This is a genomic window from Kitasatospora sp. NPDC015121, assembly GCF_055562955.1.
In genome coordinates this window covers 112,929-135,996 of the sequence record NZ_JBVHEH010000003.1, presented here as the reverse complement: position 1 = coordinate 135,996, position 23,068 = coordinate 112,929, and the positions used below count along the sequence as shown (strand labels likewise).

Here is a 23,068-nt window from a genome sequence, read left to right as displayed (position 1 = left end):
CTCAGATCCTGTCCCCGGTGCGGGTGGTCAACCCGTACGCCTGGGCGATCGGCTTCCACTTCGCCGCGAAGTCCTGCTTCGCCTGGGTGGCCTTCGGGTTGAGGTCGTTGGCGCGGGACAGGTCCGCGGTACTCGGCACCTGGTTGTTCGCGCCGCAGCCCTTCTCCGAGACGGTCCGCGCCCAGGCCGCGTACGCCCGGTCGATGTCCGCCGAAGTCTGCCACGCCGTCTTCAGCGCGGAGACCGCCTCGTCGCCGCCCGGCAGGCTGTCCGTCTTCAGGCCGGCCAGCTTGGTCAGCAGCGTGTCGCGCTGCTGGGCGCCGGTGTCGAAGACCTGCGCGGCGCTGTCGACCTCCGCCTTCGCCGGGCAGCTGCGCACCTTCGCCACCGCGTTGCCGATCGGAGCCTTCGCGCTCTCGCCCTCGGTCAGCAGCGCGTCCAGCGCCTTCGCCTGGGCCTGCGCCTCCGGGCCCGCCGACGGCGACCCGGACGCCGACGCCGACGCCGAGGCCGAGGCCGACGGCGACGCGGGCGCCGACGCGGTCGGCGAACCGCCCTGGCCGCCCACGGCGCTGCCCGCGCTCGGCTGCGCGGTCGGCGCGCCGCCACCGCCCTTCGCGGCCGCGCTGTCGGTCGAATCGCTGTTCTGCACGGCCCACACCACGGCCCCGCCGATCACCAGCAGCAGCACCGCGGCCGCGCCGACCAGCAGCGGGGTGCGGCGCCGGCGCGGATCCTCGTCGTAGTCGAACTCCGGCTCCTGGTAGCCGCCGTAGCCGCCCGGGCCGTTGCCGAACTGCTGCTGGCCGCCGAAGGTCTGCTGCGGGGGGAACTGCTGCGGGGGCGGCGGCGTGAAGCCCGGCTGCTGCCCGCCGAAGGTCTGCTGCGGATGCTGCGGCGGGAACTGCTGCTGCGGGGGCGGGGTGAAGCCCGGCTGCTGCCCGCCGAAGGTCTGCGGCGGCTGCGGCTGCTGCGGAGGCGGCGCGGACTGCGACTGCGACTGCGGCGGCTGCGACTGCTGCTGCGGCGGGAACGGCGCGCCGGCCGGCGGCGGCACCGGAGCGGGTGCGGGTGCGGGGGCGGGCGGTGCGGCCTGGAGCGGCGGCAGCGGGATCGCCGTGGTGGGCGGGCCCGCCGCGGCAGGGTCGTCCGCCACCGGACGGCGGACCCAGCCGCCCGCGCCGTTGTTCGCGGTCGGGTCCCAGACCGCCCTCGCGGCACTGCCCTGTTCCGTCATGCCCTGCCCTCGCCCCCAACTGACCGGTGCCCTGCTCCGAACGGCCGCTCCCCGTCCGGACCGTTCGTCGTCTGCCGCCGACACCGTACCGGCCACCGGTGGGGGCGGTCACGGCGGATCGGCAACGCGTCGCGGAGGGGACGACGCAGCAGCGCCGGTGATCGTTCCCGCCGCGGGCCGGGAATTCCGGGCCCGGACGGCCGTCCGGCGCCGCGCGGCAGGTCAGCGGGGGCGCCCGGGTCAGGCCCCGGCCGGGCGGCGCAGCACCCGGAGCGAACCCGTCACCGAGAGCTCCTCGAAACCCTCCGCGAGCGCCCGCAGGTACACCCGGTACGGGGCCTGGCCGCCGTCCGCCGGGTCCGGGAAGACGTCGTGCACCACCAGCAGGCCGTCCGCGGCCAGGTGCGGCACCCAGCCCTCGTAGTCGCCGGTGGCGTGCTCGTCGGTGTGCCCGCCGTCCACGAACACCAGCGCCAGCGGCCCCCGCCACACCGCCGCGACCTGCGGCGACCGGCCGACCAGCGCGATCACGTGCTCCTCCAGGCCCGCCGCGTGCAGGGTGCGGCGGAACCTCGGCAGGGTGTCCATCAGGCCGACCTCCGGGTCGACCAGCGACGGGTCGTGGTACTCCCAGCCCGGCTGCTGCTCCTCGGAGCCCCGGTGGTGGTCGACGGTCAGCGCGACCGTCCCCGCCCGCCGGGCCGCGTCCGCCAGCAGGATCGCCGAACGCCCGCAGTACGTGCCGATCTCCAGCAGCGGCAGCCCGGTCCGCCCGGCCGCGTCGAGCGCCGCCGCGTACAGCGCCAGGCCCTCGTCCTCGGGCATGAACCCGGTCGCGGCCCGGAACGCGGCCAGCACCGGCTCGGCGGGCGACGCGGACGCGACGGCGGGGGTGGGGTCGGACATCGGGCGCTCCTGCCGGGCCGGGGGTGACTGCCCAGGACCCTACTGGATGGTAGGGAGCGTCCGGCGGCCGGTCACAGCAGGTCGGCGGCGATCCGGGCCCGGCGCGGGGCCAGCTCGGCCTCGATCGCGGCGGCCTGCCCGGCGTCCAGCACCACCGGGTGCCGGTCGGTCGGCGGCGGCGGGGCGACGGCCAGCATCCGCAGCCGCAGGTAGGTCGGCGGGTGCGAGGAGTCGACCGTCGACACCTCCCGCTCGGAGACCCGCACCCGGCGCTCCACCTCGGTGGCCGGCACCGAACGGGCCGCCGCGGCCATCGCCTCCCACAGGTCCGGCTCCGGCGCGGCGCCCGCCCGCCCCGCCCGCCCGCCGCCGCGCCGGGCCGACAGCGCCCGCTGCCGGACCAGCACGGTCTCCAGCGTCGCCTCGTTGAACAGCGCCAGCAGCATGCCCCGGGCGTCCGCGGCCGAGGTCAGCCGGGCCGCCATCCCGTCCGCCCGGTACTCGGCGGCCTGCCCGCTGCGCAGGCACAGCCGGTGCATCAACCCGGTCAGCGCCCGCACCACCAGGTGCACCGCGCCCAGCACCACGTTGGCGACCACCGAGGCGATCGACGTGATGAAGTTGTTGTAGTCCTGGTTGTCGCGGCCCGGCAGGGTCAGGTACCACCACTCGGACAGCGCGCGGAGCGCCGCCCACGTCCACAGGCCGCGCCGGTTGTCGCCGTTCACGCAGTGCCCGATCTCGTGGCCGAGCAGCGCGACCCTCTGCTGCCGCTCCAGCACCGTCCACAGCGGCAGGCCGATCGTCAGCTGCCGGTGACGGCGCAGCCCGAGCACCCCGAACGAGGCGGTGAAGCGGCCGTCCACCACGATCGAGTCCACCTTCGGCGCGCCCAGCTCCGCCGCGACCCGGTCCACCAGGCCGTACAGGGCCGGCGCGTCCTGCCGCGACAGCACCCCCGCCCGCTTCGCCCGGCCCAGCCGGGGCCGCAGCAGCACCGCCACCACCAGCGCGATCACCCCCAGCACCCGCAGCGGCCAACTCGCCACCGGCCACCCCGCCAGCAGCGCCACCCCGGTCAGCAGCACCGCCAGCGACACCAGGTGCACCACGCCCGCCAGCAGGAACGCGCCCACCGCCGCGCCGTGCCGCAGCGCCGAGTCGCCCGCCGCCACCAGCTCGAACACCTGCTCCGTCCGGGCCCTGGTCTCCCGGCGCAGCCTCTCCTCGCGCCGCTCCGCCCGCGCGGCCCGGCGCCGTTCCCGGGGCGGCAGGTCCTCCGGGGCCGGCGCCGGCGGCAGCAGGTTCCACTCGCAGGACGGGCACCAGGTCGGGAAGCGCTCGTTCGAGGCCAGCGCGTTCCCGCACCCGGGGCAGCGCTCGACCACGGTCACAGGGGCATCGGTAGTGGACACGGCGGCGGATGCTTCCACAACCGGCCGCCCGGCGGAAGCGGATTCCACGGACGGAGACCGCCACCGCCGGGCGGCCGATGCGCTATACACACGGAGGACGGTCCGCCGCCCCTCCCTCCGCCGCCCTCACCCCCCGGAGCAGCCCGTGCGCGCAGCGATCCTGCGACAGACCGGACAGGACACCCTGGACGTCCGCGACGACGTCGAAGCGGTCGGCTTCGGCCCCGACCGGGTCAGGGTCCGGATCCGGGCCGCCAGCCTCTGCCACTCCGACCTGTCCGCGATGGCCGGCGTCCTCCCGCAGCCCGCCCCGTTCGTCCCCGGCCACGAAGGCGCCGGCGAGATCACCGAAGTCGGCGAAGCCGTCCGCGGCCTCGCCCCCGGCGACCGGGTGGTGCTCTGCTGGATGCCCCCCTGCGGCCACTGCCCCGCCTGCCGGGCCGGCCGCACCCACCTGTGCACCGCCTCGCTGCGCCGCCTCACCACCCCGACCTTCCGGATCGGCGGCGACACCGACGCGTACGGCTTCTACAGCACCGGCGCGTTCGCCGAGGAGGTGGTGGTCGCCGCCGACAGCGTCATCCCGGTCCCCGCCGACCTGCCCCACGAACTGGCCGCGCTGATCGGCTGCGGCGTCACCACCGGCCTCGGCGCGGTCGTCAACACCGCCAAGGTGGAAGCCGGTTCGACCGTCGCCGTGCTCGGCGCGGGCGGCGTCGGCATCGCCGCCGTCCAGGGCGCCCGGATCAGCGGCGCCGCCCGGATCACCGTCGTCGACCCCGTCCCCTCCCGCCGCGAACGCGCCCTCGCCTTCGGCGCCACCGACGCCCTCGCCCCCGACGAGCTCAAGCGCGCCGCCCGCCGGCTGCCCGCCGGCGGCTACGACCACGTGATCGAGGCCGTCGGCCGCGCCGCGACCGTCCGGGCCGGCTACGACGCCGCCCGCCGCGGCGGCGCCGTCGTGGTGATCGGCGCCGGTGCGGGCGACGACAAGGTCTCCTTCGACATGGGCGAACTCTTCTTCAACGAGAAGCGCCTGCTGCCCTCCCTCTACGGCGGCGGCGACGTCCGCCGCACCGTCGACCTCGCCGTCGACCTCTGGCGCGCCGGACGGCTCGACCTGGCCGGCATGGTCACCCACCGGCTGCCGCTGGAAGGCGTCAACGAGGCGATCGCCCAGATGCGCGCGGGCGAGGCGCTGCGCACCGTCCTGCTCACCGACTGACGTCCGCCGACCGGCGCCGGCCGACCGGCGTCCGTCGTCGAACGGCCGACGCCCCCGGTCGCCGGTCAGGACGGTGACCGGAACCGGGGGCGTCGACGGTGCGGTGTGGTCTGTCTGCTCCCGCCGCGACCGGGCGCCCGGCGTCAGCGCCGGTGGCGGCCGTGCGGGTCCGCCTCCGGAGCGTCGTCGCTGGCGCTGCCGCCCCGGTGCCGCCCGTGCGCCCCGCCGTCGGCGGTCTCGTCGGCGCCCGGCGCGCGGTGGCCGTGCTCGGTCGTGTCGTCGATGGACTCGGACATCAGGTCAGTCTTCTCCGTGCGGGGGAAAGCGGTCGGCGGTCTGTGGTCGGCGCCGCCGGACGGCGCCCGGGCAGCACGCAACCGGCCGTCCTCGCGGCGGCCCGAACCGAACGGGACCACGACAACGGCCGAATCGCTCCGGAGCCTACCGAAACGGCGCTCGTGCGCGCGGTGAACCTCCGGGCGGGATGCGGAACCGGGGCCGAAGGCGTTCGGCCGCTTCGGGACGCCGGGGTCAGGGGCGCCCGGTGCGGAGGAAGGTGGCGAGGAGTTCGTGCAGGACGGCGGAGCCCTGTTCGGCGAGGAGGTCGTGGCCCGCGCCGGCGGCTTCGACGTAGTGGAGGTCGACGCCCTCGGCGCGGCCGTGGCGCAGGAGCTCCCGGCGCAGGGCGCGGGACTGGGTGACCGGGACGACCTCGTCGCGGTCGCCGTGCAGGACCAGCAGGGGCGCGTGCAGCCGGGGCACCAGCGGCAGGACGTCGCGGGGGCCGAGGCGGTCGTCGAGCGGGCGGTCGCCGCCCAGGCGGCGGGTCAGGGCCCGGACGGGGGCGGCGGCCTCGGCCAGCAGCCGACCACCGGAGAGGAACGGGGACACCACGGCGCAGCGCGAGACCGAACCGGCCGGGGCGTGCGCGGTGGCGAGCAGGGCCAGGAACGCGCCGTAGCTCACCCCGAACAGGGCCGGGGCCGCCAGGCCCAGCGCGGCCCGCTGCCCCGCCACCCCGTCCAGCAGGGCGAGCACGTCCTCCAGGTCGGGCCCGCCCCACGCGCCGTGGACCGCCGCCGCGTACCCGGGGCCGTAGCCCGTCGAGCCGCGCTGGTTGGGGGCCAGCACCGCCAGGCCGTCCGCCGCCATCCGCTGCAGCGCCGGGTCGAACTCCAGCCGCCAGGCGTCCGCCGGGCCGCCGTGCAGCGCCAGCACCAGCTGCGGGGCGGCCAGCCAGGACTCGCCCCCGTACACCACCGCCTCGATCGGACCGGCCGGGCCGGCCAGCTCCAGGCACTGCGCGGGCCGCCACCGGCCGCCGTCCCCGGGCCGCGCCGACCCGTCCAGCCGCCAACCCGCCGGGGCTGAGGCCGGCTCCGGGTGCCCCGGATGCCCCGGCGGCTCCGGGTGCGCCGCGCCGCCGCCCAGCGGGGCCAGCGCCAGCGGCAGGGCGATCGGGGCGGGCCCCGGCCGGGGCCCGGCGGCGAGCAGCGCCGCCACGTCCAGGGTGGCCAGCCCGGCCGGACGGTCCGGCGCCGAGTACGGCATCCGCAGGCCCGCCGCCGACCAGTGCCCGACCGCGCCCAGCCGGCCCGGCGGCACCGGCAGCGGACGCAGCCGCTTCTCGCCCGCCCGCCACAGCACCAGCGAGGACGCCGCCCCGTGGTCGACCTGCAGCACCACCTGCGGCTCCGGCCCCGGCGCCGCCGCGACCGGCCGCAGCAGCCGCCCCGGCTGGTGCAGGCAGTCCGGGAAACGGGCCGGCTCCCCGCCGCCGACCACGGCCCAGCCGAGCCGGTCCACGCCCGGGGCGTCACTGCGCAGCATGCCGAAACCGGTCGCCGGGTCGAACAGCACCAGCCGGTCGTTGCTGCGCTCACCCAGCTCCAACAGCGGTGTGGAGGTGCCCAGTTCGAGATCCAGCACGACGGTCCGCAGCACCCCGTCGAACAGCCGGTCCAGCGCCAGCAGCCGCCCCGCCGCGTCCAGCCACACCCCGCCGCCGCACACCCCCGGCAGCTCCGCGACGGCCTTCGGCGCCGAACCGTCCACCGCCAGCCGCCACACCGTCGTCGCCGGGCGGGCGTCCGTCCCCAGCAGCACCGCGGCGGGCGCCCGGCCCGGCAGCGCGAGCATCCGCAGCCCCGCCGCCCGCAGCCCCGCCAGCGGCGCCTCCGGCTCCCCGGCGGCCAGCAGCACCACCGCGTGCCGCTCCCCGTCCGTCCGGCACACCAGCACCCGGCCGTCCGGCAGCGCGAGCGGACGCGCCCGCAGGTCCTCCACCGACGGCAGCCCGGTCGGCACCGCCGCCCCCGCCCCCGGCAGCCGCCAACTCTCCACGAACCAGCCGCCGTCCGTCCGCGCGGCCAGGCACGCGGCGTGCGAGCCGTCACCGGCGAACGTGAAGCCGACCCGCCGTACGGGCTGCGTGTCCATCGGAAACCTTTCGGCGCACGGGGAGGACGGGCCGCCGGGGCCCCGTCACTGCGGGACCGTCCACAGGCCCGGCCCGCCGTGGCGCAGGCGGAGGAGGAAGGCGAGCGGGCCGGCGGTACCGGTGTGGTACGCCGGGGTGGCGGCGGTACCGGTGCGGTCGGGGAGGACGAGGAGACCGTCCCGCAGGGCGGTGCGGGCGGCGATCAGGGCGGCCAGGTCGTGGGCGGCGTGCCGGAAGCGGCTCTCGCCGGTCGCCTGGAACAGGTCGAGCAGGTACTCGCCGTCGCCGGCCAGACCGTACGCGGTGGTGTCGCGGTGCCAGCGGGCGTCCAGCACGGAACGGCCGGCGGAGAGGGCGAGCAGGCGGGACTGCGCGCTGCCGGTGGCCCGCCAGTGCCGGAGCAGGAACGCGCCGATGCCGGCCGTCCCGTCGCAGCGCCGCGCGGTGCCGTCCTCGGCGGCGGCCGCGGACGCGGGGGCGGGGGCGGGGGCGGCGGGGTCGTGCGGCCACCACGCGGCGCCCCCGTCGAGGCGGGCGGTGGCGGCGAGGGTGCGGGCGGCGCGGTCGGCCCCGGCGAGCGCGGCCCGGCCGGTGGCGGCGTGTTCGGGCAGGTCGCTGCCGGCCAGGGCCGTCCCGGCGGCGAGCAGGAAGGTGCCGATGCCGGCGGCGCCGTGCGGGTGGTCGAGGTGGGCGGTGCCGGCCCGGGCGGAGTCGAAGTCGGCGGGGACCGGCCAGAGCGTGCCGGGCGGCCCCTCGCTGCTGGTGGCGAGCAGGTGGCGGGCGCAGCGGGCGGCCCGGTCGAGGAAGGGGCGGGCGCCGGTGGCCCGGTGGGCGCGGAGCTGGGCGAGGCCCGCGCCGGCGGCGCCGTGCGCGAGGCCGGGGTCGGGCCAGTCGAGCGGGAGGCGGGCGGCGAGTCCGGCGGCGCGCTCGGCCAGGCCCGGGTCGTCGAGCGCCTCGGCGGCGTCGAACAGGGCCCAGGCGGTGCCGGCCCGGCCCAGGTGCAGGCCGGGCAGGACGACGGGTTCGGTGGCGCAGCGGCGCTCGATCCAGTGGGCGGCCACGGCGGCGGTGGCCCGGGACCGCTCCCGGGCGGGGTCGGGCAGCGGGGCGCGGGCGGCCCGGGCCAGCAGGGCGAGGACGCCGGCCGCGCCGTACCGGACGTTGCACGGGTCGGTGCGCGCCCCGTCCGGGACGGTCGGCCACAGCCGGTCGCCGCGCTGCGGGGTGGCACTCTGCGCGAGGTGGCGCAGGCCGTCGTGCAGCAGCCGGTCCAGTGGCGGCGGGGCGGAGGCGGCAGCGGCGGCCGGGGGCGCGGCGGCCAGCGCGGCGCGGACCCGCCCGGTGCTCCAGCGGCGTTCGGCGCTCTCGGCGCGCAGGCCCAGCACCGGCGGGGCGAGCCGCCGGGCGGTGCCGCCCTCGCGGGCGGCCAGCGCCAGCCAGCGGCCGAGGCGCTCGGCCACCGGGCGGGCCAGCGGCAGGTCGTCCGGCAGCAGCGGGTGGTGGCCGGTGGCGAGCAGGAAGTACAGCCCGCCGAGCGCGTACAGGTCACTGGCGGGGCCGGCCGGGCAGACCGGGCGCAGGCCGCGCTGCTCGGGGGCGCGGTAGCCCGGGACGCCGCCCGGGGCGGCGGGGGAGCCGACCGGGACGGTCGCTTCGAGGTCGAGCAGGCGGAGCGTGCCGTCGGGGGAGACCAGCACGCTGTCCGGGGAGAGGCCGCGCAGCACCAGGCCGCGCCGGTGCACCTCCTCGACCAGGTCGAGCAGGGCGAGCGCGACCGGGCGGGCCTCCTCCCACGGCACGCCGGGGGTGCCGTCGCGGCGCAGCCGGGCGGTGACCCAGTCGCCCAGCGGTAGCCCGGGCAGGTGCTCGCGGACCAGGAACAGCGCGTCCGACCGCTCGACCAGGGCGAGCAGTCGGGGCGTGAGGCCGCTGTCGGCGAGCCGGTCCAGCAGCGCGGCCTCGCGGCGCAGCGCGGCGCGGGCGTCGGTGCCGGACCGGTCGGTCTCGGTGTGCGCCCGGGCCTGCTTGACCACCACCGGCTCCCCGGTGGTCCGGTCGAGGCCGGGGAACACCCAGCGCCCGCTCCCCGGGCGGGGGACGGCCGCCCAGCGGCCGTCCAGCAGCCCGCCGCCGCCGTGCCGCGCACCGGGCCCGGGCCGGGCGGGCAGCGCCCCGGCGGGTCCCCCGGGTGCGGGTCCCGCGGCGGCGGGTCCTGCGGCGGCGGGTCTGCCGCCGGTGGTCGATCCCGCCCCCTCGACGGGGTCGGCCACCCAGGGCGGGCGGCGCCCGGGCACCGCCCGGACCAGGGCGCCGCCGGGCGTGCGCAGCACCGGCCGGTAGTCGCCGTCGTTGCCCAGCACGGGCCGGGCGGCGGACGCGTCGTAGCCGTAGTGCACCAGGCTGCCCGGCCGGTACGGGCGGTCGGTCGGGACGGTCGGCCCCGGCAGTCCGGCGGTGGCCAGGTGCAGTTCCGCGGCGAGCCGCCGGAATTGCCCGTCGTCCCGCGGGTGGACGGTGATGAATTTCCCGGACGATTCGAATTCCCGGTCCCGCGCGTTGATGTCGTGCAATTTCCCGCGGTCGGCCGGGAAGGAGAACGGACACGGGTCCTCGGCGACGGCCGCGGCGACCGCGGACAGCACCTCGAAGGCGACCGAGGAGGCCGCGCTGACGTGCAGCCGCCAGCCCTGGGCGGGGGGTTCGCGGCCGGGCGGCCGCACCGTGCACCAGGAGCCCTCGACCGCGACCGTCCAGTCGCCGCCGCCTCCCCGGGCCCTGCTGCCGGTGACGGCCGCCCGTGCCACCTCCACCAACGTGCCGTCCACACCCGGCTCGTCGTCGACCGTCCCCGGTCCTCCCGCCCTGCGCAGCGGTGTGCCCGCCCCCATGTGTGCTCACACCCCTTCGCGGTGGACTCGACCGAACGGTCTGCGGAAGTCACGGGACCCCGGGGCGGTCGCCGAATTCCTCGGGGGAATTCCGGCGGACCGCTTTTTCCGACCCCCCGGGCCGGGGTAACTCCCGTTCGCAGGACCAGAATTTACTTTCGGGGCGGGTGTGACTCAACACCGGTCGGGTCACTTCACCCGTAAGGGTGATCGGCTCCGGGTTCGGCGTGCGCCCGCACCCCCGCGTGCGGCCGGGGGTGGCGCCGGTCGAGGGCCGAGCGGGCGGGCGGCGGGGCGTCCGGGGCCGGAGGCGCGGGGTTGACGTGCGGGTGTGCGACGGGCCGGGGCGGGCCGCCGTCCCGCCCGCGACCGGGAGCCCGACCGGGAGCCCGACCGGGAGCCCGTTCGGGAGCGCGGCCGGGCCCGGCCGTGGCACGCGGTAGTCTCGACAGGTGCCGAAACTGTCCGACGTCATCGCCGTGCTCGAAGAGGTCTACCCCCCGCACTGGGCGGAGTCCTGGGACGCGGTGGGCCTGGTCTGCGGCGACCCCGGGGCGGAGGTCCGCCGGGTGCTGTTCGCCGTCGACCCCGTGCAGGCCGTGGTGGACGAGGCCGTCGAGTGGGGCGCCGACCTGCTGGTCACCCACCACCCGCTCTACCTGCGCGGCACCACCACGGTCGCCGCGACCGGCTTCAAGGGCCGGGTGGTGCACACCCTGATCAAGCACGACATCGCGCTGCACGTCGCCCACACCAACGCCGACCACGCCGACCCGGGCGTCTCCGACGCCCTCGCCGAGGCCGTCGGACTCAAGGTCACCGGCCCGCTGGTGGCCGACCCGACCGACCCGGCGGGCCGCCGGGGCAGCGGCCGGATCGGCGAGCTCCCGGAGCCGATGACGCTGGCCGCGTTCGCGGCCCGGGTCGCCGCCGGGCTGCCCGCCACCGCCGCGGGCGTCCGCGCCGCCGGCGACCCGGAGCGCCCCGTGCGCCGGGTCGCGGTCTGCGGCGGCTCCGGCGACTCCTTCCTGGCCGAGGCCCGCAAGGCCGGCGTCGACGCGTACGTCACCGCCGACCTGCGGCACCACCCGGCCTCCGAGGCCGTCGAGGCGGCCCCGGTCGCCCTGGTCGACGCCGCGCACTGGGCCACCGAGTGGCCCTGGCTCACCCTCGCCGCCCGCGAGCTCACCGGCCGCGCCGACCGTCGCGGCTGGCCGCTGGAGACCCGCGTCTCCACCCGGGTCACCGACCCGTGGACGGCGCACGCGCCGATGCCGTACGCCCCCTGACCTCCCGCCGAACCAACTCAACAGGAGCCCTGCCGCGTGAACGCCGCGCCCGCCGACCAGATCCGCCTGCTCGACCTGCAGGCCTTCGACTCCCGCCTCGACCAGCTGGCCCACCGGCGCCGCACCCTGCCCGAGCACGCCGAGATCGACAAGGCCACCGCCGACCACAACGCCCTCAAGGACCTGGTCGTCGCCGCCCAGGCCCAGCTCGGCGACACCACCCGCGAGCAGGCCAAGGCCGAGGCGGACGTCGAGCAGGTCCGCAGCCGGGCCGCCCGCAACCAGCAGCGGATGGACTCCGGCGCGGTCTCGCCCAAGGACCTGGAGAACCTCCAGCACGAGAACGCCTCGCTCGCCAAGCGCCAGGGCGACCTGGAGGACATCGTCCTGGAGGTGATGGAGCGCCTGGAGTCCGCGCAGACCCGGGTGGTCGAGCTGACCGCCCGCCTGGAGCACTCCGCCGTGGTGGTCGCCGAGGCCGAGGGCCGCCGGGACGCCAAGTTCGCCGAGCTCGACGCCGAGGCCGAGAAGGTCCGCCGCGACCGGGAGGCCATCGCCAACGTCCTCCCCGCCGACCTGATGAAGACCTACCTGCGGCTGCGCGAGCAGCAGGGCGGCGTCGGCGCGGCCCGGCTCTACCAGCGCCGCTGCGAGGGCTGCCGCACCGAGTTCTCGATCACCGAGTTCAACGCGATCAAGGCCGAGCCCGCGGACAAGGTGCTGCGCTGCGAGAACTGCGGCCGGATCCTGGTCCGCACCGGCGAGTCGGGCGTCTGACCCGGTGGCGGGCGCCCGGTACCTGGTCGAGGCCGACGGCGGATCCCGGGGCAACCCGGGGCCGGCCGGCTACGGCGCGGTGGTCCGCGACGCCGACACCGGGCAGGTCCTGGTCGAGGCCGCCGAGTACATCGGCCACGCCACCAACAACGTCGCCGAGTACCGGGGACTGATCGCCGGCCTCCGGGCCGCCCGCGACCTCGACCCGGACGCCCGGGTCGAGGTCCGGATGGACTCCAAGCTGGTCGTCGAGCAGATGTCCGGGCGCTGGCAGGTCAAGCACCCCGACATGCGCCCGCTGGCCGCCGAGGCCCGCGCCGTCCTGCCGGCCGGGAACGTCACGTACGGCTGGATCCCGCGCGAGCGCAACAAGGACGCCGACCGGCTTGCCAACGAGGCGATGGACGCCGGACAGCGCGGCCGCCCGTGGGAGCCCGCCCCCCGGCCCGCCGCGCCCGTCTCCGGCGCCACCGCCGACGAACCGCTGCCCGCCGCGTCCGCCGCGTCCGCCCCCCGGGCCGGCTGGGCCGCGCCCGCCGACCTCGGCACCCCCACCACCCTGGTGCTGCTGCGGCACGGCGAGACCCCGCTCACCCCGCTCAAGCGCTTCTCCGGCAGCACCGGCAGCGACCCCGGCCTCTCCGAGAAGGGCCGCTGGCAGGCCGAGCGGGCCGCCGACGCGCTGGCCGCCCGAGGCACCGTCCAGGCCGTGGTCGCCTCCCCGATGCTCCGCACCCGGCAGACCGCCGAGGCCACCGCCTGCCGGCTCGGCCTGGAGGTGCGGATCGAGGAGGGCCTGCGCGAACTCGACTTCGGCGCCTGGGAGGGCCTCACCTTCGCCGAGGTGATGGAACGCCACCCCGCCGACCTCACCACCTGGCTCGGCTCCCCCCGGGCCAAGCCCACCGGCAGCGCCGAGTCGCTCACCACGCTCGCCCAACGGGTCGCCCGGGCCCGCGACCTGATCGCCGCCCGGCACGCCGGACAGACCGTGCTGGTGGTCTCGCACGTCAGCCCGATCAAGACCCTGGTCCGGCTCGCCCTCGGCGCCCCGCCGGACGCCGTGCACCGGATGGAGCTGTCCGCCGCCGCGCTCAGCGCCGTCCAGTACTACAGCGACGGCAACGCCTCGCTGCGGCTGCTCAACGACACCTCGCACCTGCGCTGAGCGGGCGCGGCCGGACGGCGGCTCGACTACCGACGTCCATCAGTTGTCGGACGTCAAACAGTTGACGACCGTCAACCTCCTCGACTGACGTCGCCCGCCTGCTCCCGCCCGCCCCCGCCCGCCCCCGTCCGCCCCCGGTCAGTGGACGTCGGTCACCACGACGTCCAGCTGCCACGGCTTGCGGTCGGTGCCGCGCGCCGAGACCTCCACCCGGTGGCCCAACTGCTCCAGCGCGTCGACCAGTTCGCCGGGGGCGGTCGGCTCCAGGCCGGCCGCGAGCAGGTCGCGGACCAGGCGGCCCTTGGTGGCCTTGTTGAAGTGCGAGACCACCGAGCGCTTCAGCACGCCGTCGACCTCGCGCTCCTGCAGCACCCGCACCGTCACCGTCCGGCCCGCGACCGCGCCCGCGGGCTTCCACGCCGCCGCGTACGCCGAGCTGCGCAGGTCGAGCACCAGGCCGTCGCCGGCCGCCGCGGCCAGCGCCGCGTCCGACTCGCCCCGCCAGTACGGGCCGAGCGCGCCCAGCGGGGGCAGCTTCACGCCCATCGAGCAGCGGTAGGGCGGGATCCGGTCACCGATCCGCACCGCCCCCCACAGCCCGGAGAACACCAGCAGCGAACGCTCCGCCCGGGCGTACGCGGCCTCGTCCAGCTTGGCCAGGCCCAGGTTGTCGAACAGCACCCCGGTGTACACCTCGCCCGCCGGGCGCGCCCCCGAGGTCAGCAGGCCGGCGTTCTTGTCGACCTCCCCGCGCAGCCCCTTGCTCAGCCCCAGCACCTGGGCGGCCCGGTCCCCGTCCCCCGCGCACAGCTCCACCAGCGCCCCGAGTACCCGCCGCCGCGCCCCGGTCAGCTCCGGCAGCGACAGCTCCGCCAGGTCCACCGGCGCGCCCGCCTCCGGCGCGGCCTTCCCCTCCGACGGCGGCAGCAGAACCAGCACGGCGAAACTCCTCGCGACAACCCTCGGCGACCCTCGCCACCCGAACCCGCCCCACCCTAACGACCGGCCCGCCCGCCCCCCGAATCCCGCCGCACCCGGCCGGCGCAGCGGGAACGCCCGGTGGGCGCGGGCGGGCGGGGCGTACGGCACCGGGCGCGGGCCCGGTCAGCGGCCCTTCGCGGCGACCACCGCCGCGCCCGTGCCGAGGGCGGCGCACAGGGGCGCGTACAGGCGGCGGTCGAGGCGGACGAAGCGCGGGCCGCGATCGGCGAGCAGGAGGGGGCCGGCCAGGCCGCGGGCCAGCAGGACGGCCGCGACGCCCGCCGCGCCGACGGCCCGCACGCGGCGCGGACCGACGGGCGGGAGGACGCCGCCCCGGGCGGCGACCAGGCCGGCCGCGGTGCCGAGCAGGCCGGCGACACCGAGGCAGGCCGCCGGCGAGGGGAGGCGTTCGGGCACGGTGCCGACCACCAGTTCGGCGAACTCCGCGCGGTCGCGGCACGGCCAGGGCGAGCGCGCCCACACCGCGTGCAACCCGCCGAGGGCCGCCAGCGCGCCGGCCACCGCCAGCGCGGTGGTCCGCACCCCGGGCCCGGCCGCCGCCACCTCCCCGCCGGCGCCGCGCCCGGGCGGCCGGCACCCGTCGCAGGCCCGCCGCCCGCACCCGTCGCAGGCCAGTTCTCCCGTACCCGTCCGCACCGCCACGGCCGTCACCCCTTCCGGTGGTCAATCCCCGTGCGCCACAACCGCCTTCACGGCTGTTTCACCGCGCCTTCCACGCTAGCGCCGCTTACGCTGCGAGCATGCCGCGCCGACACCTCAGCGTCCGGGCCGCCCAGACCGCCAGGATCAACACCGAACTCGCCGACCTCAGGACCCGCCTGGAGATCCGCACCGACTGGTCGCCGGAGGTCCTCGCGGAGGCCGACCGGGCGGCCGCGCTGCCCCGGCTGCCGGAGTTCGACGCCACCGACTTGGAGCTGTTCACGCTCGACCCACCGGGCTCGCTCGACCTCGACCAGGCGATGCGGCTGGCCCGGCGCGGCACCGGCTACCGGGTGCACTACGCGATCGCCGACGTCGCCGCGTTCGTCACCCCGGGCGGGGCGGTCGACACCGAGGCCGGGCACCGCGTCCAGACGCTGTACTTCCCGGACGGCAACGTGCCGCTGCACCCGGCCCGGCTGTCCGAGGGCGCGGCCAGCCTGCTGCCCGGCGAACCGCGGCCCGCGCTGCTCTGGCAGCTCGACCTGGACGCGGACGGCGCGCTGGTGCTGGCCGACCTGCGCCGGGCCCGGGTCCGCTCCCGGCGGCGGCTCGACTACGCGGGGGCCCAGGCCGCGATCGACGCGGGCCGGGCCGACGAGCAGCTGCTGCTGCTCGCCGAGGTCGGCGCGCTGCGCGAGGCCCGCGAGGCGGAGCGCGGCGGGGTCAGCCTGCCCGTCCCCGAGCAGGAGGTGTCCGCCGTCGACGGCGGCTACCGGCTCGGCTACCGCGCCCCGCGTCCCGCCGAGGGCTGGAACGCGCAGATCTCGCTGCTCACCGGCATGGCCGCCGCCGAACTCATGCTGGACGCCGGGACCGGCCTGCTGCGCACCCTGCCCGCCGCGCCCGAGTCCGCGTACGCCCGGCTGCGCCGCACCGCCGCCGCGCTCGGCGTCGACTGGCCGGCGGACGTGCCCTACCCGGCGCTGGTCCGCTCGCTCGACCCGGCCCGGACCGCCGACGCCGCCTTCCTCAACGAGTGCACCGGCCTGCTGCGCGGCGCCGGCTACCGGGCCTTCGACACCGCCCGCGGCACCGCCCCGCCCGCCGACCCCGGCCACGCCGCGCTGGCCGCCCCGTACGCGCACTGCACCGCGCCGCTGCGCCGGCTCGGCGACCGGTACGCGCTGGAGGTCTGCGCGGCGGTGGCGGGCGGCACCGAGGTGCCGGGCTGGGTGCGCGACGCGCTGCCGCTGGTGCCCGGGCTGATGGAGTCCGGCGACCGGCGGGCGCACGAGGTCGAGCGGGCCTGCGTGGACCTGGTGGAGGCCGAGCTGCTGCGCGGCCGGGAGGGCGAGGAGTTCGAGGCGGTGGTGGTCGACGTGGACGAGCGGCGTCCCACCGTCGGCACCGTGCAGCTGCGCGACCCGGCGGTGGTCGCCAAGTGCGACGCCCCCGGCGGGCTGCCGCTGGGCCGGCGGGTGACGGTCCGGCTGGCGCTGGCCGACCCGGCCACCCGGACCGTCCGGTTCGCGCTGGCCGCGGCGCCGTGATCCCGCGATCCGGACCGCCGTCTCGGCATGCGAACACCTGTCGAAGTGTCAGGTACACGGTGCGATGATCGGACGGTGACTCGACCGAGCACCGCTCCGGACCGCCGGCGCCGGCTGCTGATCCTGGCCGTCTGCTGCTCCAGCCTGTTCGTCGCCAGCCTGGACAACACCGTCGCCAACCTCGCGCTCCCGGCCATCCAGCGGGACCTGGACGCGCCCGCCTCCGGCCTGCAGTGGGTGATCGACGCCTACACGCTGGTGGTGGCCTCGCTGCTGATCCTCTCCGGCTCGGTGGCCGACCGGATCGGCCGCAAGCGGGTCTTCACGACCGGCCTGCTGCTGTTCGTCCTCGGCTCGCTGCTGTGCAGCCTCGCGCCCGGACTCGGCTGGCTGATCGGCTTCCGCGCGGTGCAGGCGGTCGGCGGGTCGATGATGAACCCGGTCGCCATGTCGATCATCACCAACACCTTCACCGACCGGGCCGAGCGGGCCCGGGCGATCGGCGTCTGGGGCGGCGTGATCGGCGTCAGCATGGCGCTCGGCCCGCTGGTCGGCGGCTTCCTGGTGGACACCGCGGGCTGGCCGTCGATCTTCCTGATCAACGTCCCGATCGGGCTGGCCGCCTGGCTGCTGACGCTGCGCCACGTGCCGGAGTCCCGGGCGCCCCGGGCCCGCCGGCTCGACCCGGTCGGCCAGCTGCTGATGGTGGCGCTGCTCGGCTGCGGCACCGCCGCGATCATCGAGGGCCCCGGCCACGGCTGGACCTCGCCCGGCATCCTCGCCCTGGCCGCGCTCGCCCTCGTCGCGCTGGTCGCCTTCCCGCTCTGGGAGCGCCGGGTCGCCGAACCGCTGGTCGACCCCCGGTTCTTCCGCAGCGTCCCGTTCACCGGCGCCACCGTCACCGCGGTCTGCGCGTTCGCCTCGCTCAGCGGCTTCCTCTTCCTGAACGCCCTGTACCTCCAGGACGTCCGCCACCTCGGCCCGGTGGCGGCCGGCCTGTGGACGCTGCCGATGGCCGGCCTCGCCCTGCTCGGCGCCCCGCTCTCCGGCCGGATCGTGGCCGGGCGCGGCCCGCGCCTGCCCCTGCTGGTGGCGGGCGGCGGCATCGCCGCCGGCGGACTGCTGCTGACCCGGATGACCGCCGACTCCTCCGCGCTCCTGCTGCTGCCCGCGTACGCGCTGTTCGGCCTCGGCTTCGGCATGGCGAACGCCCCGATCACCAACTCCGCGGTCTCCGGCATGCCGCTCTCCCAGGCCGGGGTGGCCGCCGCGGTCGCCTCCACCAGCCGGCAGGTCGGCCAGTCGCTGGGCGTCGCCGTGATCGGCGCCGCGGTCACCAGCGCGGTCGCCCGGGCCGGCGGCTTCGCCCCCGCCACCCACGTCGGCTGGTGGATCGTCACCGGCCTCGGCCTGACCGTCCTCGCCCTCGGCCTGCTCACCACCACCCCCTGGGCGACCGCCACCGCCGCCCGGGTCGCCGCCCGCTCCGACCGCCTCCCCGCCCCGGCCCCCGCGGACGCCGCCCGCTGCACCCGCTGACCCGCGGTGCGGCGGCACCCCGCGGAGCCGATACGATGGCCAGTACGGCGGACGAGCCGGCCGGGCGGTCGCGTCGGGTCCCTTCGAGGACCCGCCGAGGAACGTCCGGGCTCCACAGAGCAGGGTGGTGGGTAACGCCCACCCGGGGTGACCCGCGGGACAGTGCCACAGAAAACAGACCGCCCACCGCTTCGGCGGAGGGTAAGGGTGAAACGGTGGTGTAAGAGACCACCAGCGACCGAGGTGACTCGGCCGGCTCGGTAAACCCCACTCGGAGCAAGGTCAAGATCGGTGCCCCCGGGCACCGTGCGCGAGTGTTCGAGGGCTGCTCGCCCGAGCTCGCGGGTAGACCGCACGAGGCTGTCGGCAACGGCAGCCCTAGATGGATGGCCGCCTCCCCCGGCCGCGCGAGCGACCAGGGAGACAGAACCCGGCGTACAGGCCGACTCGTCCGCCGCCCTCCGGGCCCCGCCCGGAGGGCGTTCCGGCCGCCTTCCGCCGGTGGCGGGTCCTCAGCGCAGCAGGCGGCGTTCCTTGGCGATGGCGACCGCGCCGGAGCGGGTGTCGGCGCCGAGCTTGGCGTAGATCCGGCCGAGGTGGGTCTTGACGGTGGCCTCGCTGATGAAGAGGGCGCGGGCGATCTCCCGGTTGCCGAGGCCCTGGCCGAGTTGGTCGAGGATGTCCTGCTCGCGGTCGGTGAGCTGGGGGAGCGGGGAGCGCATCTGGGCCATCATCCGGGAGGCGATCGGCGGGGAGAGGGCGGGGCGGCCGGCCGCGGCGGAGCGGATGGCGGCGAACAGCTCCTCCGGCTTCTCGGCCTTCAGCAGGTAGCCGGTGGCGCCCGCGTTGATCGCCCGGCTGATGTCGGTGTCGGTGTCGAAGGTGGTCAGCACCAGGACGTGGCTGGCGCCGGGGCCGGCCAGGATCCGCCGGGTGGCCTCCACGCCGTCGATGCCCCCGCCCAGTTGGAGGTCCATCAGGACCACGTCCGGCCGGAGGGCGGCGGCCAGCGAGACGGCCTCCTCCCCGGTGCTGGCCTCGCCGACCACCTCGATCGCCGGGTCGCTGGACAGCAGGGCCAGCAGCCCGGCCCGGACCATGGCGTGGTCGTCGCAGATGACCAGCCGCACGGTGTCGTTCATGAACCTCTCCTCTCCTGCCGTCGACGCTACCGGTGCGGGCGCACCCCGCCGGCCGCGGCTCAGCGGTCGGCCAGCGGGATGGCCGCGGACACCACCGTGCCCTCGCCCGGGGCGGACTCGATGGTCAGGGTGCCGCCGAGCTGGCGCAGCCGGGCCCGCATCGCGGGCAGGCCGTGCCCCCGGCTCCCGTCGGCCGAGCGCTGCTCGCCGCGCTCGCCGCGCTCGGCCCGCTCACCCCGGCCGGTGCGGGCCGGGGCGAAGCCGCAGCCGTCGTCGGCGACGTCCAGCACGGCCTGGTCGCCCAGGTAGGACAGGGTGATCGAGGCCTGCCCGGCGCGGGCGTGCTCCCGGGTGTTGGCCAGCGCGCCCTGGGCGATCCGCAGCAGCGCGGACTGCGCGGCGGCCGGCATCGGGGCGGGCGTGCCGTCCAGGTGGAAGCGGACGGTCAGGCCGCTCTCGGCGGCCTCCCGGTCGGCCAGCGCCTCCAGCGCGGCCTCCAGGGTGCCCTGCTCGGCGAGGTCGGCCGGGGCGAGGTCGTGGACGAAGCGGCGGGCCTCGGCGAGGTTCCGGGCGGCGATCGAGGCGGCCGTCCGGACGTGCTCCAGGGCGGCCGCCGGGTCGTTCCGCCACGTCCGCTCCGCGGCCTGGAGCAGCATCTGCTGGCTGGACAGGCCCTGGGCGAGGGTGTCGTGGATCTCGACGGACAGCCGCTCCCGCTCGGCGAGCGCGCCCTGCCGGCGCTCCACCGCGGCCAGCTCCCGCCTGGTCCGGATCAGGTCGACGATCAGCTCGCGCTGCCGGGCGCCCTGCCGCTGCATGTACAGGAACACGGCGGTGGCCAGCGCGGCGACGGCCGGGGGCAGCAGCACCATCGTCGGGTCGAAGCCGCCCGGCAGCCGCAGCTCGGAGACCACCACCAGCACCGTCAGCGCCGTCACCAGCGGGATCGCGGCCCGCGGCGGCAGCGTCCGGAGCACGCTGTACACCAGCGGGACGGCGCACCAGGCGAAGCTCGGCGCCATCAGCACCAGCACCGCCCAGCAGGCCAGCACCGCCGCCAGCCAGGCCGGCCGCCGCTCGGACAGCCCCGTCAGGTGGCCCGCCGCCAGGGCCAGGCTCAGCCCCACCACCCACGGCGTCAGCGGGCTGTGCAGGTGGTGCGCCAGGTACCGGTACAGGGAGGTGCCGAGCAGCAGCAGGAAGGCCAGCCGCATGACGACCGTGAGCCAGCCCGCGTCCGGGTCGACCGACCGGGACATGGGGTGACGCATCATGCCTGCCTCCTCGCTCCGGGCCGGTTCCGTCCCGCCCACAGGGGGATGGTGGACCCCGGCGGCGGCCCGCGCATCAGCCGATCGGTTGACACGGACGTCGTCCATCATGCTCCGCGGAGCGAGCCGGTTCGCCGATCCGGGGAAGGGGGTCCGGGACGAAACATGGAGGGCGAGGCCGGAGCACACAGGAATCCGGCGACGAACCGCCGCCCCCCGGGGCCCAGTCACAGGAGCCGAACATGAAGAAGCTGAGCACCCGCACCCGCGTCGTCACCGGTGCCGTCGCGGTCGCCGCGGTCGGAGCCAGCGTCGTCGGCGCCGTCACCGCCAGCGCCGAGACCCCGAACGTGGCCCCCGCCACCGCCGCCACCTCCGACGTGCAGAACAAGAACACCTTCCAGTCCACCCACCTGACGGTCGAGGCCGCCACCAAGGCCGCCCAGGCCAGCCTGGACGCCGCCGCCAAGGCCGGCCAGAAGATCTCCGTCGCCGTCGTGGACCGCAACGGCAACGTGATCGTCGAGCTGCGCGGCGACGGCGCCGGCCCGCAGTCCTTCGAGTCGGCCGAGCGCAAGGCCTATACCGCGGTGTCCTGGAACGCCCCGACCTCCGAGCTGGTCAAGCGCCTGGCCCAGGCCCCGAACCTGAAGGACATCCCCGGCACCCTGTTCCTGGGCGGCGGCGCCCCGGTCCAGGTCAAGGGCGCCCCGATCGCGGCCGTCGGCGTGGCCGGCGCCCCGAGCGGGGACCAGGACGAGCAGTTCGCCCAGGCCGGCGTGGACGCGCTCAACAAGTGACCCGCCCCCGGTGACGGCGCCCGGCCGACCCCCCGCGGCCGGGTGGCGCACGGCCCCGTGGGCCCGCTCGACGACGAGCGGGCCCACGGGGCCGTCCGGCGTGTCCGGGGCCGGTTCCCGGGTGCGGTCCCCGGGCTCAGTCCTCCCGGTAGACGGCCAGCGCCCAGATCACGAACACGTCCAGCGCGATGATCACCAGGGACCACAGCGGGTAGTACGGCAGGTCCAGGAAGTTGCCGATCAGGCCGAGCGAGACCAGGAAGATACCGGCGATCCGGGCCCAGGCCGCGCCCTTGACCACGAAGAAGCCGACCAGCGCCACCAGCACGCCGATCACCAGGTGGATCCAGCCCCAGGAGGTCAGGTCGAACCTGAAGACGTAGCGGGGCGTGGTGACGAACACGTCGTCCTCGGCGATCGCCATGATGCCGCGGAACACTTCGAGGACACCGGTCACCAGCATGACCACACCGGCGAACAGCACCATTCCGGAGACCCAGCCCCTGTTCTGCGGGGGCCTGGCCGCACCGGCGCGTGATCCGGCGGGCGGCGGTGTCGCGGTGGGACCGACAGACGAGCTCATGGAACCTCCTAGGCCGAAGCAGGTCTTGCCCCCGACCCTCCGCCACCGCCCGCCCCCGGGCATTCGGGCGACTCCATCCGGGTGAACGCCCCGGCCCGGACCGCCCCCGCCGCCACCGCCCGCCCGGACCGGACCCGGAGGCTCAGGGCCGCAGCGCGCGCAGCGCCAGCGCCCGCAGCGGGGCCAGCCGGGCCCGGTCCCACCCGTGGTAGACCGCGTTGGTGCAGAGCACCACGTACCGGCCGGTGCCCGGGGCGAGGTAGAGGCTGGTGCCGGTGAAGCCGTGGTGGTAGGCCACCGCGCCGTCGGCCGTGACCAGCCAGGCCAGGCCGCGGTGCAGGCCCGGTTCGACGGCGGCCAGCGGGCGGCGGCTGCGGGCGAACCAGGCGGGCAGCGGCCCGTCCGGGCCGAGCAGGTGCTCGGCGTAGCCGGCCAGGTCGGCGGCGGTGGAGAACACCCCGGCGTGCCCGGCCACCCCGCCGAGCAGGGCCGCGCTCGGGTCGTGCGGGACGCCCCAGGTGCGGGGCGCGCCGCCGAGGCGCTGCTCGGTCGGGGCGAGCCGCGGCCCGCGCGGCAGCGGGCCGTAGGCGGTGGCGGTCAGGCCGAGTCCGCGCCAGAGGTCGGCGGCGAGCTCGTGCAGCGGGCGGCCGAGCAGTTCGGGCAGCAGCAGGCCGAGCAGCACGAAGCCGCGGTCGACGTACCGGTGCAGCGCGCCGGGCGCGGAGACCAGCGGTTCGGCGCACAGGTGCTCGACCAGCGGCCGGCCGGTGTGCTCGTACCGGGCCAGGCCGGTGCGCGGGAGCAGTCCGGAGGTGTGGCTCAGCAGCTGGGTGACCGTCAGGTCGGCGCCGGGGGAGGGCAGTCGGGGGAAGGCGGCGCGCAGCGGGGCGTCCGGGTCGAGCAGTCCGGCCCGGACGGCTTCGCCGACCAGCGGCCAGGTGGCGAGCACCTTGGTGAGCGAGGCCAGGTCGTAGCGGGTGTGCTCGTCGGGCCGGGCGTCGCCGCACTCGGGGGCGACCAGCCCGCGCCCGGCCACCGCGCGCCCGGCCCCGGCCTGCCCGGCGACCAGCACCCCGCCGGGGAACCGCCCGGCGTCCACCGCCTCGCCCAGCACGGCGCCCAGCGCGGCGGCGGTGGCCCGCGCCCACTCCTGCGGATCGGTCGGCACGGCGTCCCCCTCCTCCGGATCCC

The 23,068-nt window shown here is 77.3% G+C and carries 19 protein-coding genes and 1 other RNA gene; 8 read left to right on the top strand and 12 right to left on the bottom strand.

What is annotated here, in order from left to right:
* Nucleotide 1: 1 nt before the first annotated feature.
* The 3 genes from ACZ3J7_RS04580 to ACZ3J7_RS04570 form a co-directional block, all read right to left on the bottom strand.
* Complete coding sequence (locus tag ACZ3J7_RS04580) at nt 2–1,237, bottom strand: hypothetical protein (RefSeq protein WP_465616802.1); 1,236 nt, start codon at nt 1,235–1,237, stop codon at nt 2–4.
* 240 nt (nt 1,238–1,477) lie between these two features.
* Nucleotides 1,478–2,143, bottom strand: a complete 666-nt coding sequence (locus ACZ3J7_RS04575) for a class I SAM-dependent methyltransferase (RefSeq protein WP_465616800.1) — start codon at nt 2,141–2,143, stop codon at nt 1,478–1,480.
* A 71-nt stretch (nt 2,144–2,214) separates the two neighbouring features.
* Nucleotides 2,215–3,558 (bottom strand): M48 family metallopeptidase, encoded by a 1,344-nt coding sequence (locus tag ACZ3J7_RS04570; protein ID WP_465616798.1) that lies wholly within the window; start codon nt 3,556–3,558, stop codon nt 2,215–2,217.
* A gap of 145 nt (nt 3,559–3,703) precedes the next feature.
* Here ACZ3J7_RS04570 and ACZ3J7_RS04565 point away from each other — a divergent pair, with 145 nt between their 5' ends.
* A complete protein-coding gene (locus ACZ3J7_RS04565) occupies nt 3,704–4,783 on the top strand; it encodes a Zn-dependent alcohol dehydrogenase (protein WP_465616796.1) in 1,080 nt (359 codons plus the stop codon).
* Nucleotides 4,784–4,926: 143 nt separating this feature from the next.
* Here the strand turns inward: ACZ3J7_RS04565 and ACZ3J7_RS04560 are convergent, their stop codons facing one another.
* The 3 genes from ACZ3J7_RS04560 to lanL form a co-directional block, all read right to left on the bottom strand.
* Complete coding sequence (locus ACZ3J7_RS04560) at nt 4,927–5,079, bottom strand: hypothetical protein (RefSeq protein WP_465616795.1); 153 nt, start codon at nt 5,077–5,079, stop codon at nt 4,927–4,929.
* Nucleotides 5,080–5,314: 235 nt separating this feature from the next.
* Nucleotides 5,315–7,222, bottom strand: a complete 1,908-nt coding sequence (locus ACZ3J7_RS04555) for an alpha/beta fold hydrolase (RefSeq protein ID WP_465616793.1) — start codon at nt 7,220–7,222, stop codon at nt 5,315–5,317.
* A gap of 45 nt (nt 7,223–7,267) precedes the next feature.
* Nucleotides 7,268–10,048, bottom strand: a complete 2,781-nt coding sequence (gene lanL / locus ACZ3J7_RS04550; RefSeq protein WP_465616791.1) for a class IV lanthionine synthetase LanL — start codon at nt 10,046–10,048, stop codon at nt 7,268–7,270.
* Between the two features lie 515 nt (nt 10,049–10,563).
* Here lanL and ACZ3J7_RS04545 point away from each other — a divergent pair.
* The 3 genes from ACZ3J7_RS04545 to ACZ3J7_RS04535 are packed head-to-tail and all read left to right on the top strand — an operon-like array spanning nt 10,564 to nt 13,345.
* Complete coding sequence (locus ACZ3J7_RS04545; RefSeq protein WP_465616789.1) at nt 10,564–11,400, top strand: Nif3-like dinuclear metal center hexameric protein; 837 nt, start codon at nt 10,564–10,566, stop codon at nt 11,398–11,400.
* 36 nt (nt 11,401–11,436) lie between these two features.
* Nucleotides 11,437–12,177: a zinc ribbon domain-containing protein gene (locus ACZ3J7_RS04540; protein ID WP_465616787.1), complete on the top strand. Its 741-nt coding sequence runs from the start codon at nt 11,437–11,439 to the stop codon at nt 12,175–12,177.
* A 4-nt stretch (nt 12,178–12,181) separates the two neighbouring features.
* Complete coding sequence (locus ACZ3J7_RS04535) at nt 12,182–13,345, top strand: bifunctional RNase H/acid phosphatase (RefSeq protein WP_465616785.1); 1,164 nt, start codon at nt 12,182–12,184, stop codon at nt 13,343–13,345.
* A gap of 138 nt (nt 13,346–13,483) precedes the next feature.
* On the opposite strand, the gene yaaA is transcribed toward ACZ3J7_RS04535, so the two are convergent.
* On the bottom strand, nt 13,484–14,284 hold the full coding sequence (yaaA, locus tag ACZ3J7_RS04530; protein WP_465616783.1) for a peroxide stress protein YaaA: 801 nt from the start codon (nt 14,282–14,284) through the stop codon (nt 13,484–13,486).
* Between the two features lie 165 nt (nt 14,285–14,449).
* Nucleotides 14,450–14,989, bottom strand: a complete 540-nt coding sequence (locus ACZ3J7_RS04525) for a DUF3995 domain-containing protein (protein ID WP_465616781.1) — start codon at nt 14,987–14,989, stop codon at nt 14,450–14,452.
* Between the two features lie 98 nt (nt 14,990–15,087).
* Here ACZ3J7_RS04525 and ACZ3J7_RS04520 point away from each other — a divergent pair, with 98 nt between their 5' ends.
* The 3 genes from ACZ3J7_RS04520 (at nt 15,088) to rnpB (ending at nt 18,535) form a co-directional block, all read left to right on the top strand.
* Nucleotides 15,088–16,542: an RNB domain-containing ribonuclease gene (locus ACZ3J7_RS04520; protein ID WP_465616779.1), complete on the top strand. Its 1,455-nt coding sequence runs from the start codon at nt 15,088–15,090 to the stop codon at nt 16,540–16,542.
* A gap of 75 nt (nt 16,543–16,617) precedes the next feature.
* On the top strand, nt 16,618–18,081 hold the full coding sequence (locus ACZ3J7_RS04515; protein WP_465616777.1) for an MFS transporter: 1,464 nt from the start codon (nt 16,618–16,620) through the stop codon (nt 18,079–18,081).
* A gap of 52 nt (nt 18,082–18,133) precedes the next feature.
* Nucleotides 18,134–18,535: RNase P RNA component class A (gene rnpB / locus ACZ3J7_RS04510), an RNA gene on the top strand.
* Between the two features lie 58 nt (nt 18,536–18,593).
* On the opposite strand, the gene ACZ3J7_RS04505 is transcribed toward rnpB, so the two are convergent.
* Complete coding sequence (locus ACZ3J7_RS04505) at nt 18,594–19,223, bottom strand: response regulator (protein ID WP_465616775.1); 630 nt, start codon at nt 19,221–19,223, stop codon at nt 18,594–18,596.
* A gap of 59 nt (nt 19,224–19,282) precedes the next feature.
* A complete protein-coding gene (locus ACZ3J7_RS04500) occupies nt 19,283–20,497 on the bottom strand; it encodes a sensor histidine kinase (RefSeq protein WP_465616773.1) in 1,215 nt (404 codons plus the stop codon).
* Between the two features lie 239 nt (nt 20,498–20,736).
* Here ACZ3J7_RS04500 and ACZ3J7_RS04495 point away from each other — a divergent pair, with 239 nt between their 5' ends.
* Nucleotides 20,737–21,294 (top strand): GlcG/HbpS family heme-binding protein, encoded by a 558-nt coding sequence (locus ACZ3J7_RS04495; RefSeq protein ID WP_465616771.1) that lies wholly within the window; start codon nt 20,737–20,739, stop codon nt 21,292–21,294.
* Between the two features lie 136 nt (nt 21,295–21,430).
* Here ACZ3J7_RS04495 and ACZ3J7_RS04490 read toward each other — a convergent pair whose 3' ends face one another.
* Both ACZ3J7_RS04490 and ACZ3J7_RS04485 read right to left on the bottom strand, forming a co-directional pair.
* A complete protein-coding gene (locus tag ACZ3J7_RS04490) occupies nt 21,431–21,877 on the bottom strand; it encodes a DUF7144 family membrane protein (protein WP_465616769.1) in 447 nt (148 codons plus the stop codon).
* A 142-nt stretch (nt 21,878–22,019) separates the two neighbouring features.
* The gene (locus ACZ3J7_RS04485; protein ID WP_465616767.1) at nt 22,020–23,045 is read right to left on the bottom strand and encodes a serine hydrolase domain-containing protein; all 1,026 of its coding nucleotides are present in this window, start codon (nt 23,043–23,045) and stop codon (nt 22,020–22,022) included.
* Nucleotides 23,046–23,068 lie beyond the last annotated feature (23 nt).